The organism is Acinetobacter sp. 226-1 (assembly GCF_030329325.1).
GTDB classification, from domain to species: domain Bacteria; phylum Pseudomonadota; class Gammaproteobacteria; order Pseudomonadales; family Moraxellaceae; genus Acinetobacter; species Acinetobacter sichuanensis.
The window spans coordinates 462,456-478,460 of record NZ_JACANU010000001.1 but is presented as its reverse complement, the minus strand read 5'-3'; the positions used below and the strand labels follow the sequence as shown (position 1 = coordinate 478,460).

Sequence of the window (16,005 nt, the reverse complement as noted above, 5' to 3'; positions counted from 1 at the left end):
ATGATCAAAATTGCTGTACTGGTTTCAGGCAGCGGCAGTAACCTCCAAGCCTTGATGGATGCCAATCTATCAGGGCAAATTGTGGGGGTTATTTCCAACAAACCTGACGCCTATGCATTGCAGCGTGCTGCAAAAGCCAATATTCCAACTGCAATCATTGAACACAAACAATATCCTAATCGTGAAGCATTTGATGATGTCATGCATCAACAACTCCTTGCTTGGGATGTAGATTTAGTGATTCTTGCTGGATTCATGCGTATTTTAAGTGCCAAATTTGTCAATGCATGGCAAGGAAAAATGGTGAATATTCACCCTTCTCTATTGCCACATTATAAAGGTATGCATACCCATCAGCGTGTTTTAAATACAGGTGATACGTTACATGGCTGTACAGTTCACTATGTGACTGCTGAACTGGATGCAGGTCAAGCCTTAACACAAGGTGTCTTAAAAGTGGATTTACATGATTGCGTAGAGACACTTGCTGCACGTGTACATGTACTTGAACATTTGATCTATCCACAAGCTGTGGAATGGATTTGTAATGGTACAATTCAACATACACAAGATGGAACAGTATTGTATAAAGGACAAGCTTTAACAGCACCAATCCAATTTTGTAAATTGTAAATTCAAGCCGATTTAAAAAAACGCATCTTTGGATGCGTTTTTTATTATCTATTTAAGCCAAAAATATATGGCTTTGATATAAGTTAGAGACAAGCATTTCATTTAGAAGTGTTTTAAATTGATCTAAGTTATGTACTTTTTGAGTTAACTTTCACCTAAAACTTATCATATAAAGGTTATGCTAAAACTTAGTTAATAAAAGCTAGTTAAAAGATCTTATTACTTGATTTAACTTTAAAATAACCTTAACCAAAGTGAGAGAGAAAGCCATGTTAAAATCGATTTTAATCCCAAGTTGTGCAATACTCACATTAGGTATCGTCGGCTGTGCAACAACAACTAACCCCTCTACTGAACGTAATTTAAATGAATTACAAAATAAAAATTGGGTGGTCAGTGAAGTTTATGGTGTAGCCCTCAGCACTGATCCTACTCAATCTGATGTTCCTAGTATTCAATTTGACAATGAGCGTGTGAGTGGCTCTGATGGTTGTAATCGTTTCATGGGTGGTTATGCGGTTAAAGGTACAAAAATACAGCTCTCTAACTTAGCTTCTACACAAAAAGCATGTCTAAATGCGACGGATATTCCACAAAAGTTTGTTCAAGCTTTAGGTGAAGTCACAACTTATGATGCATCTAAAAAAGAACTGAAATTTATAGATGCAAATAACAAAACTGTATTGAAATTTAAAAATGTTAAATAAATAAAATATCTATAGTCAAAATAAAAATAAGCGCCTTGAATGCGCTTATTTTTTTACTGCATCCTAATTATACAGACTGAATCAAAGACTTAATGAGTGCAACTGTATCAACAGGATGTTCAAGTGGGAACATATGTCCACCTTGTGTCACTGTAAATGGAACTGCAAATTTCTTTTTAATCATTTGCGGAATTTTACGTTGTAGAAATGGACTAGTATCGCCCACAACAAGCTGAGTTGGCACAGGCGGCTTTGGCACAGGTAACCACATAGCATTTGAATTGGTTCTAAAAATTTCAACTTCATCATACTTCGAAATAGTAAGCTCTACTCCACCACGTACATTGTCTTCCGTTAAAGCATAATCAATATATGCTTGGAAACATTCTGGGTCAAAATTTTGATAAAAACCTTTAGGTCTCAGTAGATCAGCAGCTTGCTCACGAGATTCCCAATGATCACGGCGTTTTAAACTTAATGATGCAGGTGTAATTTTATCAACCATAGCAGGCTTAAATATTTTAGTCATACACATAATAAATGCAGCATGACCAACAATCAGAGGTGGATCAAGCATAATCACTTGTTCAAATAATTCAGGACGTTTATATGCAGCTTTAAAGGTTAAAACTGCGCCCAATGAATGCCCTAAACCAATTACTTTACGTCCTTGTGCTTGTTGAATAATACTATCTATGACCTGATCTGCCAGTTCATTCCAACCTTGTGCAATAGGGTAACGACGATCTGGTCCAATCACAGGTACATAGATGACATCATAATCATCTTTGAGCAACTCAAATAGTTTTGTATAGACTTTTGAAGGGACACCATTAGCATGTGCAAAGTGAATTAGTGGCTTAGAATGATTTGAATGACTCATGATTTTCGCTTTCTACTTTGAATGATCAAAGCTTCTTCACCATCGAATACCACTGAAAAGAAGCTTTGAAGTTTTAAGGTTTATTGCATTTTTACATCTTGGCTCATATTTAATTTTTGACTGACAGCTTCACCTACCCCGTGTCCCATCTCTGAACCTAAACGTCCTAAAACTGAATCAAAAGGACTACGTTCAACAGTATAATTCACGGTCTTTTTGGTTTTTAACTCACGCTTAAGTGTTTCTATATTACCTGCTTTATCTGCAATACCGAGCTTAATCGCTTGCTCACCTGTCCAAAATAAACCTGAAAAAATTGCAGGATCTTGGGATTTAAGTTTTTCTCCACGACCTTGTTTTACAGCGTTGATAAAGTGTGAATGCACATTATCTAACAAAGCCTGAATATGTGCGCGTTGTTCAGGATTAATTGGTTTGGTCATACTCAAAATATCTTTATTATTCCCTGCGGTCATCGTGCGATCTTCGATGCCTAGTTTCTGTGCGAGACCATTTACACCATAATTTGGCATAATCACCCCAATCGAACCCACAAGACTCGAAGGATTGACCCAAATTTCATCCGCAGCAGAAGCAATATAATAAGCACCTGAAGCTCCCATATCACCAATAACGGCATAGACTTTCTTTTCAGGATGCTGCTTTTTCAAATATTGTATTTCTTGCCAAATATCATCTGACTGAACAGGTGAACCACCAGGTGAGTTTACGTTTAAAACCACAGCCTTTGCTGATTTTGCATCAAAAGCTTTTTTAAGTGACTTAATCGTATCTGTACTATTCACACCTTGATTACTTGAATCAATCGTTCCTACAATATTCACAACACCTAAATGTGACTCTGAAATCGAGCTTGTTGAATCCTCTCCATCACTTGAACAACTTCGTCCAAACAAGAGAAAACCAAAGACAATAAAGATATAAAGAAACGTTAAAATTTTAAAAAATATGCCCCAACGACGGCTACGACGTTGTTCTTGTACAGAAGCAAGTACAACTTTTTCTAAAAGTTTCCATTCTTGACCTGTCGGCTGTGGTGATGCAGAAGTATCAATTTGTGTATTTTCATTTTGTGGTTTAGGTGGCCAATCGGACATAAATACCATCCAAATTAAGTTTTAAGGCATCATTATATACAACTAATACAGTTAAACTGTTTAAATCACGATAATTCACTTATAATAATTCGTAATTCAAAACACTTTGACTCAGTATTACACATTGATAAACGATGACTGAAAAGCAAAAAACTTCAACCACTCGACTATTAAATTTTTTTAGTCGACAGCCTATTTTATTTTCACGATTTTATGCTCGCATACTTGCAGGTATTGTGAACATTTTGCATGTTTCAAAAACATCAAGAACAATTCGACTCAATATTGAAATCTGCTTACCGACTTTAAGCAAACAAGAACGTGAACGTATTACTCGTGCAACAATTCGCAATGAACTACAGTCCTATATGGAGTTTTTTACCATTTGGGGTAGCTCAACGCAAAAAAACCTTTCCAGAATTCGAAAAGTTCATGGTGAGCATCATTTTCATGATGCATTAGCACAAGGTAAAGGTTTAGTGCTGATTGTGCCGCATTTTGGTACATGGGAAATTATGAATGCTTGGTTTACACAATTTACTCAAATGACCATCATGTATAAGCCCATTAAAAACCCTGATGCTGATGATTTTGTACGCCAAGCACGTAGTCGGGAACAAGCACATTTAGTACCAACAGATGAGTCTGGTGTTAGACAAATTTTTAAAGCGCTAAAACAAGGTGGAACAACTGTTATTCTGCCTGATCATACGCCCAAAGTAGGCGGTGAGATGATTGAATATTTTGGTGTACCACTTGCTTCAAGTAATTTAAGTGCTAAATTAATTCAAAAAACCAAAGCAAAATCTTTACTTTTATATGCAATTCGCAATGAAAGTGATGATTTTGATATGTTTATTGAACCTATAGATGAAAAAATTTATGAAGGTAGTGCAAATGACGGAACGCGTGTCATTCACCAAACGCTTGAGCAGTTAATTCAACGCTACCCTGAACATTATCATTGGAGCTACAAACGCTTTAAAGCAAATCCTGAATTAAATAATGTTTATAATTTACCTAAAGAACAAGCCATAACTAAAGTCAATATAGTCAAAGCTGAAAATCAGCCCCTAACGAACTAGCCATAGTTTTTCTTTTCGAGCAAATGAGGTTTGCATACGATTTTGCGAATCTAACTGAAACTGAATACTTCCTTTTTCAATGGTATTGATTACAGGAATATTCAGTTCTTTTAAACGTGTAAGAACAATTGGATGTGGATGCCCATAACGATTATCAAATCCCGCAGAAATGATGGCTAGCTTAGGCTTTAAAGTCGCTAAAAAATCATAGGCTGAACTATGCTGACTACCATGATGTCCCAACACTAACACATCGACTTTTAAGTTTGGATAATGTTGTAGTAGGTTAAATTCTGCCTCCCACCCTGCATCACCCATAATTAAAAAATTTTGATTATTTTGAGCATTTTTGACTTGAATATAAAGAATACATGACAGTTCATTTTGTTGTTTACCCACATAGCTTAGGCTATTTTGTTGTGGCGCTAAAACGTCAATGGTAACATTCCCATACTGCCATTTTTGCCCTGCATAACAATATTGAAAATGAGTATGCTTAAACCGACCATCATTTTGATTTGAATAAACTTGCTTAACATTCAACTCGTTTTCAATCGCTATGAAAGCGCCACTATGGTCTTGATCTAAATGAGATAAAATGACTTGGTCTAATTGTTTCACACCTTGTTGTTTTAAATAAGGAATAACGACTTGTTGTCCAATACTAAATTTACGTTCATCAAATGAACCTCCTGTATCAATCATCATTTTTTGATCTGGTAAATTTAAAAAAATAGCCTGCCCTTGCCCTACATCTAATATATTTAACTGAAATTCAGATTGATTTTTATACGGAAATAGCAAAGGAGCACAACATAACAAAGCCCATGTTTTAGGAATGAGACCTCGTGGTAAAAATAAAATAATAATTGCGATGGCAAGAGCAGCAACCATCAAAGGTGTAAAGGCAAACCATTGTAAATTTTCAGAAAATATCTGATCTAAAATATCTAAAAAATGCACCAATAACGTTAAAGTAAAATCTGCAACAGAAAAAAATAAAGTTCCCAAAGGTTGATAGAGCAAAGCCAAACACGCTCCTACAACTTCTAAAGGAACAATGATCATCCCAATCAAAGGAATAGCAATTAAATTACTGATAGGTGCAATCCACGCTACTTTTTGAAAAATAAAAACTACAAGTGGAAATAGAGCAATAAAAATTTTCCATTGCGACTCCACCAAAACTTGAATATAAAAAATGGCTTTTTGTCGCCAAGTTTGATTCTCTTCGCTCTGCTGCTGAATGGTTTGATACACGCGAATGAGAATAAAACAAGCACCATAAGACAACCAAAAAGCCGCAGATAAAATACTAAAAGGATCTAACCACAATAAAATACTGGCACTCAGTAATAATACTTTTAAGGCTGAAATAGACTGCTTAAACAGTAAAATTAAACTACATAATGACACTGTTAATAAAGTACGTAAGGCAGGTATTTCAAAACCCACAAATGCTGTGTATAAAGCAACACACAAAAGAAAAGGAAAAACGAGGAGATAAGGTCGGGCTATTGTTAAATAAAGCTGTGGACAATATTTTTGAATAAGGCATTGTAATAAATAACAAAAAATCATAGCAAAAATCAAAACATGTGGTCCTGAAATTGCTAATAAATGAGAAATACCCAAACGCTGAAATAATGTTTGTGTTTGCTTAGAAAGTAAACTTTCATCACCTGTTAACAAGGCTAATAATAGCCCCTTTTGTTGAAATGCACTCTGTTCAATTGACTGGCGAAAAAACCATCTTTTGGCTTCTATACCTAGCTTAAGCCTTGCCCACCATGATGTTTGCTGTTGTACAAAATATCTATATCCTTGTTCAGAAACTTGAGCTGCTGAAATATTTTCTACAATTTGCGCATTCATCGTACCCATGAGATTGTCTTGTAAAAACCAACGCTCCTTATCAAATGCTCCCTCTACAGCATAACTATGCGCAGGTTTAACTTTTCCTGTAATCACATAATATTGTCCGAGTGCTAAATGCTGTTGCGGCTTAAGATTTACTCTCACTTGAATAGGTTGTGCTGCATAATTTAAGATCCAAGCATTTTGTTGAATACGTTGCTGCTCTTCATCATTGTAAAGTTGGCTGATGGTATTTACATAAACCAATGCAGAAATAACCTCAGGTTGTTTGATTCGTGATATTAAACGTTGCTCTAAAGCATGATCTGCATATGACCATGCCACAAAAAACATCATCAAACTTAAACCCAAATGCACTACAATTTGACTGATCCAAAAATGAATCAGCTTTATTTTTAAAATATAAAAAATGGCAACTAGAGCAATACTACTTAGCATCAAACTAAGCATCGTATTCATCTCAAATGGAGACGATTTGCCCATACAATGAATGCCAACAATCCAAGCAATACTGAGTAAATAGAGATACGACATATTTATTATTTTTTTGAATATTTTTAAACAATTAAAGCCCATTTTCATGAGCTTTAACAAGGCAATTGATCGGAATTATTAAGTTTTAATACATAATAATTTAATTATTCTGCAACCCATAAACCATCTTGCATATGCAAAACTTTATCAGCCGATTTTGCTAATTGTTCATCATGCGTTACGATCAACATTGCCATATTGAGCTCATTGCGTAAATCACGCAACAACTCAAAAATAGTCACGGCTGTTTTTCGGTCTAAGTTTCCTGTTGGCTCATCAGCAAGCATCAGTTTTGGCTGAGTGACTAAGGCACGTGCTAATGCAACACGTTGACGCTCCCCGCCTGATAACTCACCTGGTTTATGCGTTAAACGATGAGTTAAACCAACTCGCTCCAACAAATATTCGGCGCGTTCTTTGACCTTTTTAAATTCTGCATCTTTACGCAGCATTAAAGGCATTGCCACATTTTCCAGTGCTGAAAACTCAGGAAGTAAATGGTGAAACTGGTAAACAAAACCAAGATGCTGATTACGTAAAAAACCGCGTTCTGCTTCACCCAAAGTATCGAAACGTTGCCCGTTTAGATTTACTAAACCTTGTGATGGACGATCTAATCCGCCCAAAATATGCAGCAGCGTACTTTTACCCGAACCACTTGAGCCCACAATAGAAACAAACTCTCCTTGATGAACTTGTAAGGACAAACCTTTAATCACATCAACGGTCGATTTTCCATCAGTAAATGACTTATAAATATCTTTTGCTTCAAGCACCACATTACTCATAACGAAGCGCCTCCGCAGGTTGAATTTTTGCAGCACGACGAGCAGGATAAATTGTCGCAACAAAACTCAAAGCTAATGAAATCCCAACCACCAAAAGCACATCTTGCCAACGCAAATAAGAAGGTAGGTAGTTAATAAAATAAGCGTCAAATAAATGCCAGCCAAATAAATTATTTAGCCAATCGATCAAATTACTAATCCCTAATGCTGAAATAATTCCTAGTACTGCACCAGCTAAAGTTCCCACTACACCAATTACTGTACCTTGTACCATGAAAATTCGTGTAATTGTTGTTGGTGAAGCCCCTAAAGTACGTAAAATTGCAATATCAGCTTTTTTATCGGTAACAACCATCACCAATGAAGAAACAATATTAAAAGCAGCCACAAGCACAATCAAAAAGAGCAATAAGCTTACCATCGCTTTTTCCATTTGAATCGCACTAAACAAGTTACCATGCGTATATGTCCAATCTGAAGCATAAAAACCATGTGGTAATTCTTGTACAATTTCATTAGCCACTTGAGGCGCAAGGAAAATATTGTCCAATTTCATACGGACACCTTGTGCGCCATCAGGCAGTCTGAGCAATGTCGAAGCATCATTTAATGCAATGTAGCCAAGGCTAGAATCTACTTCTGCCCCAATACTAAAAATTCCTACAATTTTAAAACGCTTAAAACGTGGCACAACACCAGCAGGTGATGGCGTTGCTTCAGGTAAAACCAAAGTAATGTTGTCATTGAGACCTAAACCCAATGCATCAGTCATTTGTTTACCTAAGACAATACCGAACTCACCTTTTTTCAACTGGTCAATACTACCCTCAACCATATGGTTTTGAATAATAGAAACATTTTTCTCATATTGCGGTTCTATCCCATTCACCATAATTCCTGCAACACGTCCTTGTGCAGTCAACATGCCTTGCAATTGAGTAAACGGAGCAACCCCTGTAACGTGTTCATGTTTCTCAATTTTCTTTGCAAGTACAGGCCAGTCTGTTAAAATCTGCGAGGAAGAAATCGTGGCTTGCGGTACCATCCCCAAAACACGATTTTTTAATTCACGGTCAAAGCCGTTCATCACAGATAAAACTGTAATAAGAACAGCAACGCCTAAGGTTAGACCGATCATAGACACCAAGGCGATAAAAGAAATAAAGTGATTACTACGCCGTGCGCGAGTGTATCTCAACCCTATATACAGCGAGATTGGTTTAAACATACCATCAAAGTCCGAGGTGTTTTATGGAAACGTTACAGCATCAAACCGAAGCTAACGAGCGTCGTGTAATGTCTCGAATCGATGCTGCATTAAGGATAAACTATCAGATTATTTCTGACCATGTCGCACTTAACGATCCATATGATCCAAATTTTGTATTGCCGCGCTATTTTCTACTACTTGCAGAGTTAGATCAATTTGATCATGCGCTTCAATACGAATTAGACCAATTAAATGAAAAAGATCAACAAATTGCTCGAATCTTATCCTTATTCAATCAAAAATTAAACCTCATTACAGGCTCTCTGTATGACTCAATTGTACAAACCATGTTACCAACTCCGCAAAATGTGAATTTTTCGGAAAGCGGTTTTAGCTTCTTTAGTAAGCAAAATATTAAGGAAGGCACTTATATTCATGTGACTTTAAGCCATGCAGAAAACTTTTTTCATATCGCAGCAACAGCACAAATTGCTTATTCAGAACGAGTGTCAGACAATGAAGAGTATTATCGAATTGGGGCATATTTTGTGACCCTACACCCACAAGATCGCGTTAAACTTGCCGAGTGTGTAGAGTCAAACTCATCAGAATAAAACTTTAAGATTTATTTGAAATTTTCACTTTATGAGCAAGTTCTCTACTTGCTCTTAGGTCTTTAAAGAAATATAAAAATAGTCCAAATAACAATATACTAGCACCAACAAAAATCATTAAAGATAAACTTTCATTATTCAAAAGTGCACCAAGTAACATTGCAAACATAGGCGTCATCACATTGGTTAATGACAATGTTGTGGCTTTAATATTTTGCACTAATTTGAAATAACAGAACATAGCAATCAAGGATGCCATGACCACTGTATACAATAACGCCAATAAAGATTTAGTCTCTGGAATATGATCAGGCGCATGTTGCCAAATAAAAGGAATCAAACATAAAGCCATCAAAGTGGACACCAAAATTGAACCTGTTGCTTGCGCCATCGGCTCAACGGTTGCATTCACTTTCTTCACCCAAAATATGGAGAGCGCATAAGTCGATACACTCATCAGCATCAAAGCGATTCCAATAGGATGAATACGTTGTTCAGAACCACCATTCATACAAATAATCGCTAAACCACCAACTGCAACAAGCATCCCGATCCATTGTAGGCTTTGTAATTGTTGCTTAAAAATAAAGCGTCCAATCAGACCCGCCATAATAGGGGCTAAACCAAACATCAAAGCAATAATACCTGAACTCAAATAACTCGTTGCAGCGTAGGTAAAAATTTGTGAGCCAATTAAACTAAATGAACCTGCAAAATAACTATGCAAAGCAATTTTATTCAGTGGAAATTTAACTTTAAGAATAATTAAAAGTAATGCTGCAATGGGTAATGCAATCAGTAATCGGATCACCAATGCCCACATTAAATATAAATCTTCTACACTCCAAACAATTGCTAAAGGCGTACTTGCCCATATGAAGACCAATAAAATATAAGTCATCATAATATTGTTTTTCGATGGCATCGAAATTACCTACTCCTTAATCATTGTTTTACGCTTTTGTTTTAAAATCGTCTGATCCAAACTACTAGAAAATTCACGTTTATCACGCTCAGAAATAGGCGGTGGACCTCCTGTCTGTACACCTGCGCCACGTAAGGTATCCATAAAGTCACGTAAATGTAGACGCGCTTTAACATTTTCAGATGTATATACTTCACCGCGTGGATGAATAGCCACACCACCTTTTTCAATGACTTGTGCTGCAAGAGGAATATCTTGTGTGACCACAATGTCATGTTCTTGCATACGATCAACGATTTCTTGGTCAGCTTGATCTGCCCCGCTGAGAGCCTGAATAGAATTAATTCTGACTGAAGGTGTGATACCTACGGGCTGATTCGCAACAAAAGTGACTTCAAGTTGATAACGATCCGAAGCACGAATAATCACTTCACGCAATATTTTAGGTAAGGCATCGGCATCTACCCAAAGTTTAAATGACAACACAAAATATCTCTCTAAATGCTCTTAGCGCGATTGTAGCAAAACTTCATTCAAGAAATATGATAACAAAATGCTTTTTTAGGATTTATTATAGGAATAAACAATTACATAATTCTCATATTATGCAATTTAATCCAATTATTCCTCGTTATAAAAATTTTAATACTGATTCATTCCAAAGTTTTATTAACATTTCAATGTTACTTTTTTGTGAATTTTCACAAATTATCCTAGAATACATTTTTAAAAATCTCGCTTTACAATCATGATGAATTCTCCCACCCCCACATCTCAGCAACTTGATGCTGAAGGCAAACCTATTTCTTTAAAAAGAGCCATGTCTCGCCGTCATTTGATTATGTTGTCATTAGGCGGTGCGATTGGTACAGGTTTATTCTTAAGTTCAGGGTCTGTGATTGCACAGGCTGGTCCTCTTGGGGCAGTTGTTTCATATATTATCGGAGGGCTCATCGCCTATATGGTGATGCTATGTTTGGGAGAATTAGCTGTTAATCAACCTGTAACAGGCTCCTTTGGTGCTTTTGCTGCCAATAATATCGGTCCTGGGACTGGTTATATGGTGTCATGGATGTATTGGTTAGGTTGGTCAGCAACGCTAGGTACAGAATTCACTGCCGCTGCGCTCCTCATGCAAGAATGGTTTCCAAGCATTTCAATTTGGATTTGGACTTTAATTTTTATTGCTGGAGTCTTATTTTCCAACTTATATTCAACACGTTTTTTTGCTGAATCTGAGTTTTGGCTATCTTTTATTAAAGTTTCGACTGTCGCTATTTTTATTTTAGTCGGCTTAGCAGCAATTTTTGGCGTAATCTCTTTTGGTGGCTACGAATCAGCTCCATTATTTAGTAATTTAACAGCACATGGCTGGTTACCTAATGGCTTATTTCCTATTTTCGCCACGATGTTAATCGTTAATTTTGCTTTTAATGGTACAGAGATGATCGGGATCGCGGCTGGTGAAACTGAAAATCCCGAGAAAAATGTGCCTAAAGCCATTCATGCTGCTGTATGGCGTTTAATGATTTTCTTTGTGGGTACAATTATTGTCATCAGTTCACTTTTACCTTATCAAGATGCGGGTTTAAATGCTGGGCATGGTCATGGCTTAAGTAGTAGCCCTTTTGTAACGGTGTTTAATCAAATCGGTATTCCTTATGCTGAAGATATTATGCGCTTTGTCATTATTACTGCATTATTATCAACAGCAAACTCTGGTTTATATGCTGCGTCTCGTATGATGTGGGCATTGTCAATCCAAAAACAACTTCCTAAAATATTTTCAAAACTGACTAAATCAGGTACCCCTGTTATTGCAATTTTAGTCACCATGATTGGTGGTTTACCGGGCTTACTCTCTGAGCAATTTGGTGCAGATTTTATTTTCAAAAATTTGCTTGGTGTTGCGGCTTTTACCATGGTCATCGTCTGGATGAGCATCTGCTGGAGCCAATTTAATTTTCGTAGAACGTGGTTAAAGCAAGGTCATTCTCTGGCTGAATTAAAATTTAGAACACCATGGTATCCTCTTGTACCCATTTTAGGCTTCATCACCTGTACCATTACAGGTTTAAGTATGGCGGCTGACCCCGAAATGCTCTCAGGTTTTATTGGTTGTTTATTATTTATGGCAGCCTGTTATGCCAGTTATTATTGGCTTTATCATCAGAAAAATTAAAAGGACACTTGGGCGAGTATATAAAATATTCGCCCTTTTTATTTGAAAGTTCATGTTTTGTATAAAAAATAACTATTTTCATTTCGACTTTAAATTATTTTCAACTTATTGCTGATTTAATCAACACTTAAACCTATTTCCCCTCAAAATCGCTTTGACAAATCTATTGAATATTCATATTATAGCGGCACCTCACAACGACCCTATCGTCTAGAGGCCTAGGACATCGCCCTTTCACGGCGGTAACCGGGGTTCGAATCCCCGTAGGGTCGCCATATTTTTCTATATTATATTATTCAATTTTATTTTCACACTTTAACTTAAGATGAGTTATGGTGGTTTTTTTATGTCAAAAACTAAATAAATAACTGCTTTAAATGGTAAATTTACATTTTAAACCTTGAAAAATGCTAATCACCCTCGATTTAATAGAATAAGATAAGCTTTTCACATAATCGATATGAACAATCAAAACAGACCTGAAATCATAACTATTGATGACCAAAATTTTGGTAGTCATGTAGAACATTGGAGTTTATTAACAGAGCACCCAACTTCTGAAGTCCCTAAATGGTTAGGTCTTGCTTTGGATGCCCCAATAATGCCAATGGGTCTGTGTCTCAAAGAATGTGATATGGATGAAACAACTTGGCTTATTCAAGGTCCAAGCGGTGCGAAAATTCAAATTTCTCAGATTATTGCTGTTGAAAATAATAAGCCCAAAGCCGTGAAAACAGCTTTCCCAAGTTTTGACAGCCCTTATTCTGTTCAAGCTAAGATTGATCGTATTATTCGCTGTAAAACCAACACTCAGGCTGTTTTACGTCTGCAATTAGGGCAAAGCACCATTTATGCCTTTGATAGCCTATATAGCGTTAATCATGCGCAATACCAACGTGATCAAAGCTATCAAGTGCAACTCAATGCATGGGCATATGAGCTTGAAAAAGTTTCTGATCATGAACAAATCATTGTGGATGATCCAGCTTCAATTAAACACCATCGTGCTTTAAATGAAATATTGTCAAAAAATAACGGCATTGCGCCTGAAAATTTACAAGAACAGATCGATGCTTGGGAACCTAAATCTGAAGATGATAAAGCCCCTGTTACTGTAGATTTCTCCAAAATGGTGGCTTATTTATATGGAGAAACTTTAGGTCAAGAAGACGAAGCATGGTTTCAGGGTAAAGTTGTTGGTAAAACCAATATGCAATTTATGCAACAAGACTATACACTCTACGATGTCACTTTAATTTTAGAAGAAAATCAACCCGCAATTTTAGTTCGTATTGCAAGTAAAGAAAGTGCTTATAAAGATTTTGAAATTGGACAATATATTCGTGGCAATATTTGGATTCAAGCCAATATTCATGCTTTAAGCCCAGCCTAATATTTAAAATTATCTAAATTTTATATAGGTACCGAGCTGAATATTACAAAATATTCAGCTTATTTTATTTCAGACTGGGGCAGATTTTCACTTTTGCAATTATAAATATTATTGTTTATTTTATGTAAATGCTTTTAACTAAAAAAATATTATGACCACAAGCTAAAGTTTATATATTTCTCACCATCTGACCAATAATATATCCAATCCTATAAATTGATATAATTCAAAATTATAAAATTAATTTAATCTCTTTATTCAATGATCTTTTGATATTTTTCAATCAAATTTAACTGGATATCTATACAGTTTTAACCCTAAAAAATAACAAAATGCAAAATAAATAAGCTCTCTTATTTTTATTTAAAAGCTGATTTTAGCTCGATTATGACATTCATATGAACAAGCGCTTTATTTGCTGATTTTTTTATGTTACAAATATCCCCGACCACCAGATTCAACAATAATTTAAAATCTAGGCTCAGCGATGAAAATTATACCTGAACAATCAACCAACTTAATCAATTCACAGCAATTCCATATTCGTTTAGATAAAGGCGCATGTTGTTTTTTTATTCTAGGTATGTTTCTTGCTGCAATGATGATTCATTTTCTAGGCATTTTTCCATAATTTGATTTTATTATCAAAAGCAATAAAAAATCCCTCATCAATGAGGGATTTTTATTTTATTCATTAGTTTGAATCAATTAACCATTACGTTTAGCAAAGTCATCCATAAAGTTAACTAATGCTTGTACACCTTCTAAAGGTACAGCATTGTAAATACTTGCACGCATACCGCCTACCGAACGGTGACCTGCAAGATTTAATAAATGATTTTCTTCAGCTTCTTTCAAGAATAATTTATCCAAATCAGCATTTGCCAAAGTAAATGGCACATTCATGATTGAACGGTTTGCAGTTGCAATCGGATTCGCATAAAAATCGCTTGAGTCGATATAACCATAAAGTAGTTTAGCTTTTTCAAGATTGGCTTTATGCATTGCATCCACGCCACCTTGTTCAAGTAACCATTCAAAAACCAAACCAGACAAATACCATGCATAAGTTGCAGGTGTATTGACCATTGAATCATTTTTCGCTTGCGCGCCATATTTTAATAGGCTTGGGATTTCAGGTTTTGCTTGATCTAACAAGTCATCACGAACAATAACCAATGTTAAACCTGCTGGACCGATATTTTTTTGCGCACCTGCATAAATCAAACCAAATTTAGAAACATCTAAAGGTGCAGATAAAATGCTTGATGAAAAATCAGAAACTAAAGGTTTATCTGTTTCAGGAATATTGGCAAATTGAATTCCGCCAATAGTTTCGTTATCTGCATAATGCACATAAGCTGCATCATCAGATAAATTCCATTGGCTTTGATCTGTAATTGCTAATTTTCCATCGATCTTGGTGCCCGCTTCAATGATATTGATCTCGCCATAGCGCTGAGCTTCTTTAGTCGCTTTTTCTGACCAAATACCTGTATGAATATAATCAGCTTTAGGATTTTTACCTAAAAGATTTAAAGGAATCGCAGAGAACTGAAGTGATGCACCACCTTGTAAGAACAATACTTTGTAGTTCTCAGGAATGTTCATCAATTTACGAAGATCAGCTTCAGCTTTTTCAGCAACAGCAACATAATCTTTGCTACGGTGGCTCATTTCCATGATGGATAAGCCTTTACCCTGCCAATCTAACATCTCTTGTTGAGCTTTTTCTAAAACGGCAGTAGGTAATGCAGCAGGACCAGCACAGAAATTGTACGCGCGCATGATTTTTCCCTTATTGAAGTGAAACGAATGAAATAGGCGCATTTAACCATAAATCTGTAGGTCTTGCAGCAGCTTTGTCAGTCAATCTTTCAATGTAATTGCAAATTTAAAGTCAAGTTTTCAATAAGAAAGTTTTATTGTTTATATACAAAAGTAAAATCAAACCATAAATAGTTTTTTTGGATAAATTTTTTACCTGCCTATTATAAGGTAAAAAATATCACAATATTGTGCCATTTTAAGTTCCTATTCTCATATTTTTAAAAA

General features: G+C 35.8%; 15 protein-coding genes and 1 tRNA gene. 8 read left to right on the top strand and 8 right to left on the bottom strand.

Annotated elements, in window-relative coordinates; translation table 11 throughout:
• Together purN and HX124_RS02225 are read left to right on the top strand one after the other, a co-directional pair.
• Positions 1-633 carry a phosphoribosylglycinamide formyltransferase gene (purN, locus tag HX124_RS02230; protein ID WP_286381809.1) on the top strand — a complete coding sequence of 211 codons (633 nt, stop codon included), beginning with the start codon at positions 1-3 and terminating at the stop codon, positions 631-633.
• A gap of 269 nt (positions 634-902) precedes the next feature.
• Positions 903-1,340 (top strand): META domain-containing protein, encoded by a 438-nt coding sequence (locus HX124_RS02225; protein ID WP_286381808.1) that lies wholly within the window; start codon positions 903-905, stop codon positions 1,338-1,340.
• Between the two features lie 67 nt (positions 1,341-1,407).
• Here the strand turns inward: HX124_RS02225 and HX124_RS02220 are convergent, their stop codons facing one another.
• Entirely contained in the window at positions 1,408-2,223 is an 816-nt protein-coding gene (locus HX124_RS02220) for an alpha/beta hydrolase (protein ID WP_286377769.1), read from the bottom strand.
• A gap of 80 nt (positions 2,224-2,303) precedes the next feature.
• Positions 2,304-3,341: a signal peptide peptidase SppA gene (gene sppA, locus HX124_RS02215; protein WP_286381807.1), complete on the bottom strand. Its 1,038-nt coding sequence runs from the start codon at positions 3,339-3,341 to the stop codon at positions 2,304-2,306.
• Between the two features lie 134 nt (positions 3,342-3,475).
• Here sppA and HX124_RS02210 point away from each other — a divergent pair, with 134 nt between their 5' ends.
• A complete protein-coding gene (locus HX124_RS02210) occupies positions 3,476-4,426 on the top strand; it encodes a lysophospholipid acyltransferase family protein (protein ID WP_286381806.1) in 951 nt (316 codons plus the stop codon).
• Here HX124_RS02210 and HX124_RS02205 read toward each other — a convergent pair.
• The 3 genes from HX124_RS02205 to HX124_RS02195 form a co-directional block, all read right to left on the bottom strand.
• Positions 4,415-6,838, bottom strand: a complete 2,424-nt coding sequence (locus HX124_RS02205; protein ID WP_286381805.1) for a DNA internalization-related competence protein ComEC/Rec2 — start codon at positions 6,836-6,838, stop codon at positions 4,415-4,417. The two genes, HX124_RS02210 and HX124_RS02205, sit on opposite strands and share 12 nt — an antisense overlap.
• A 104-nt stretch (positions 6,839-6,942) precedes the next feature.
• Positions 6,943-7,626: a lipoprotein-releasing ABC transporter ATP-binding protein LolD gene (lolD, locus tag HX124_RS02200; protein ID WP_286377765.1), complete on the bottom strand. Its 684-nt coding sequence runs from the start codon at positions 7,624-7,626 to the stop codon at positions 6,943-6,945.
• A complete protein-coding gene (locus HX124_RS02195) occupies positions 7,619-8,854 on the bottom strand; it encodes a lipoprotein-releasing ABC transporter permease subunit (RefSeq protein ID WP_107007418.1) in 1,236 nt (411 codons plus the stop codon). Before HX124_RS02195 ends, lolD begins: the two co-directional genes overlap by 8 nt.
• A 23-nt stretch (positions 8,855-8,877) precedes the next feature.
• On the opposite strand from HX124_RS02195, the gene HX124_RS02190 reads away from it, so the two are divergent.
• Complete coding sequence (locus HX124_RS02190; RefSeq protein ID WP_107007419.1) at positions 8,878-9,450, top strand: PilZ domain-containing protein; 573 nt, start codon at positions 8,878-8,880, stop codon at positions 9,448-9,450.
• A gap of 4 nt (positions 9,451-9,454) precedes the next feature.
• Here the strand turns inward: HX124_RS02190 and HX124_RS02185 are convergent, their stop codons facing one another.
• Positions 9,455-10,375 carry a DMT family transporter gene (locus HX124_RS02185; RefSeq protein WP_286381804.1) on the bottom strand — a complete coding sequence of 307 codons (921 nt, stop codon included), beginning with the start codon at positions 10,373-10,375 and terminating at the stop codon, positions 9,455-9,457.
• Between the two features lie 9 nt (positions 10,376-10,384).
• Positions 10,385-10,861, bottom strand: a complete 477-nt coding sequence (locus HX124_RS02180) for a YaiI/YqxD family protein (RefSeq protein ID WP_107007750.1) — start codon at positions 10,859-10,861, stop codon at positions 10,385-10,387.
• Positions 10,862-11,126: 265 nt separating this feature from the next.
• Here HX124_RS02180 and HX124_RS02175 point away from each other — a divergent pair, with 265 nt between their 5' ends.
• The 4 genes from HX124_RS02175 to HX124_RS02160 all read left to right on the top strand — a co-directional run bounded on the left by HX124_RS02175 (position 11,127) and on the right by HX124_RS02160 (position 14,581).
• Positions 11,127-12,557, top strand: coding sequence for an amino acid permease (locus HX124_RS02175; RefSeq protein WP_286381950.1), 1,431 nt, complete (start codon positions 11,127-11,129; stop codon positions 12,555-12,557).
• Positions 12,558-12,756: 199 nt separating this feature from the next.
• Positions 12,757-12,832 (top strand) — tRNA-Glu (locus HX124_RS02170).
• Between the two features lie 185 nt (positions 12,833-13,017).
• Entirely contained in the window at positions 13,018-13,950 is a 933-nt protein-coding gene (locus tag HX124_RS02165; protein ID WP_286381803.1) for a hypothetical protein, read from the top strand.
• A 487-nt stretch (positions 13,951-14,437) separates the two neighbouring features.
• Positions 14,438-14,581 carry a hypothetical protein gene (locus HX124_RS02160; protein WP_171405100.1) on the top strand — a complete coding sequence of 48 codons (144 nt, stop codon included), beginning with the start codon at positions 14,438-14,440 and terminating at the stop codon, positions 14,579-14,581.
• 77 nt (positions 14,582-14,658) lie between these two features.
• Here the strand turns inward: HX124_RS02160 and serC are convergent, their stop codons facing one another.
• A complete protein-coding gene (gene serC, locus HX124_RS02155; protein ID WP_286377762.1) occupies positions 14,659-15,738 on the bottom strand; it encodes a 3-phosphoserine/phosphohydroxythreonine transaminase in 1,080 nt (359 codons plus the stop codon).
• Positions 15,739-16,005: the final 267 nt, after the last annotated feature.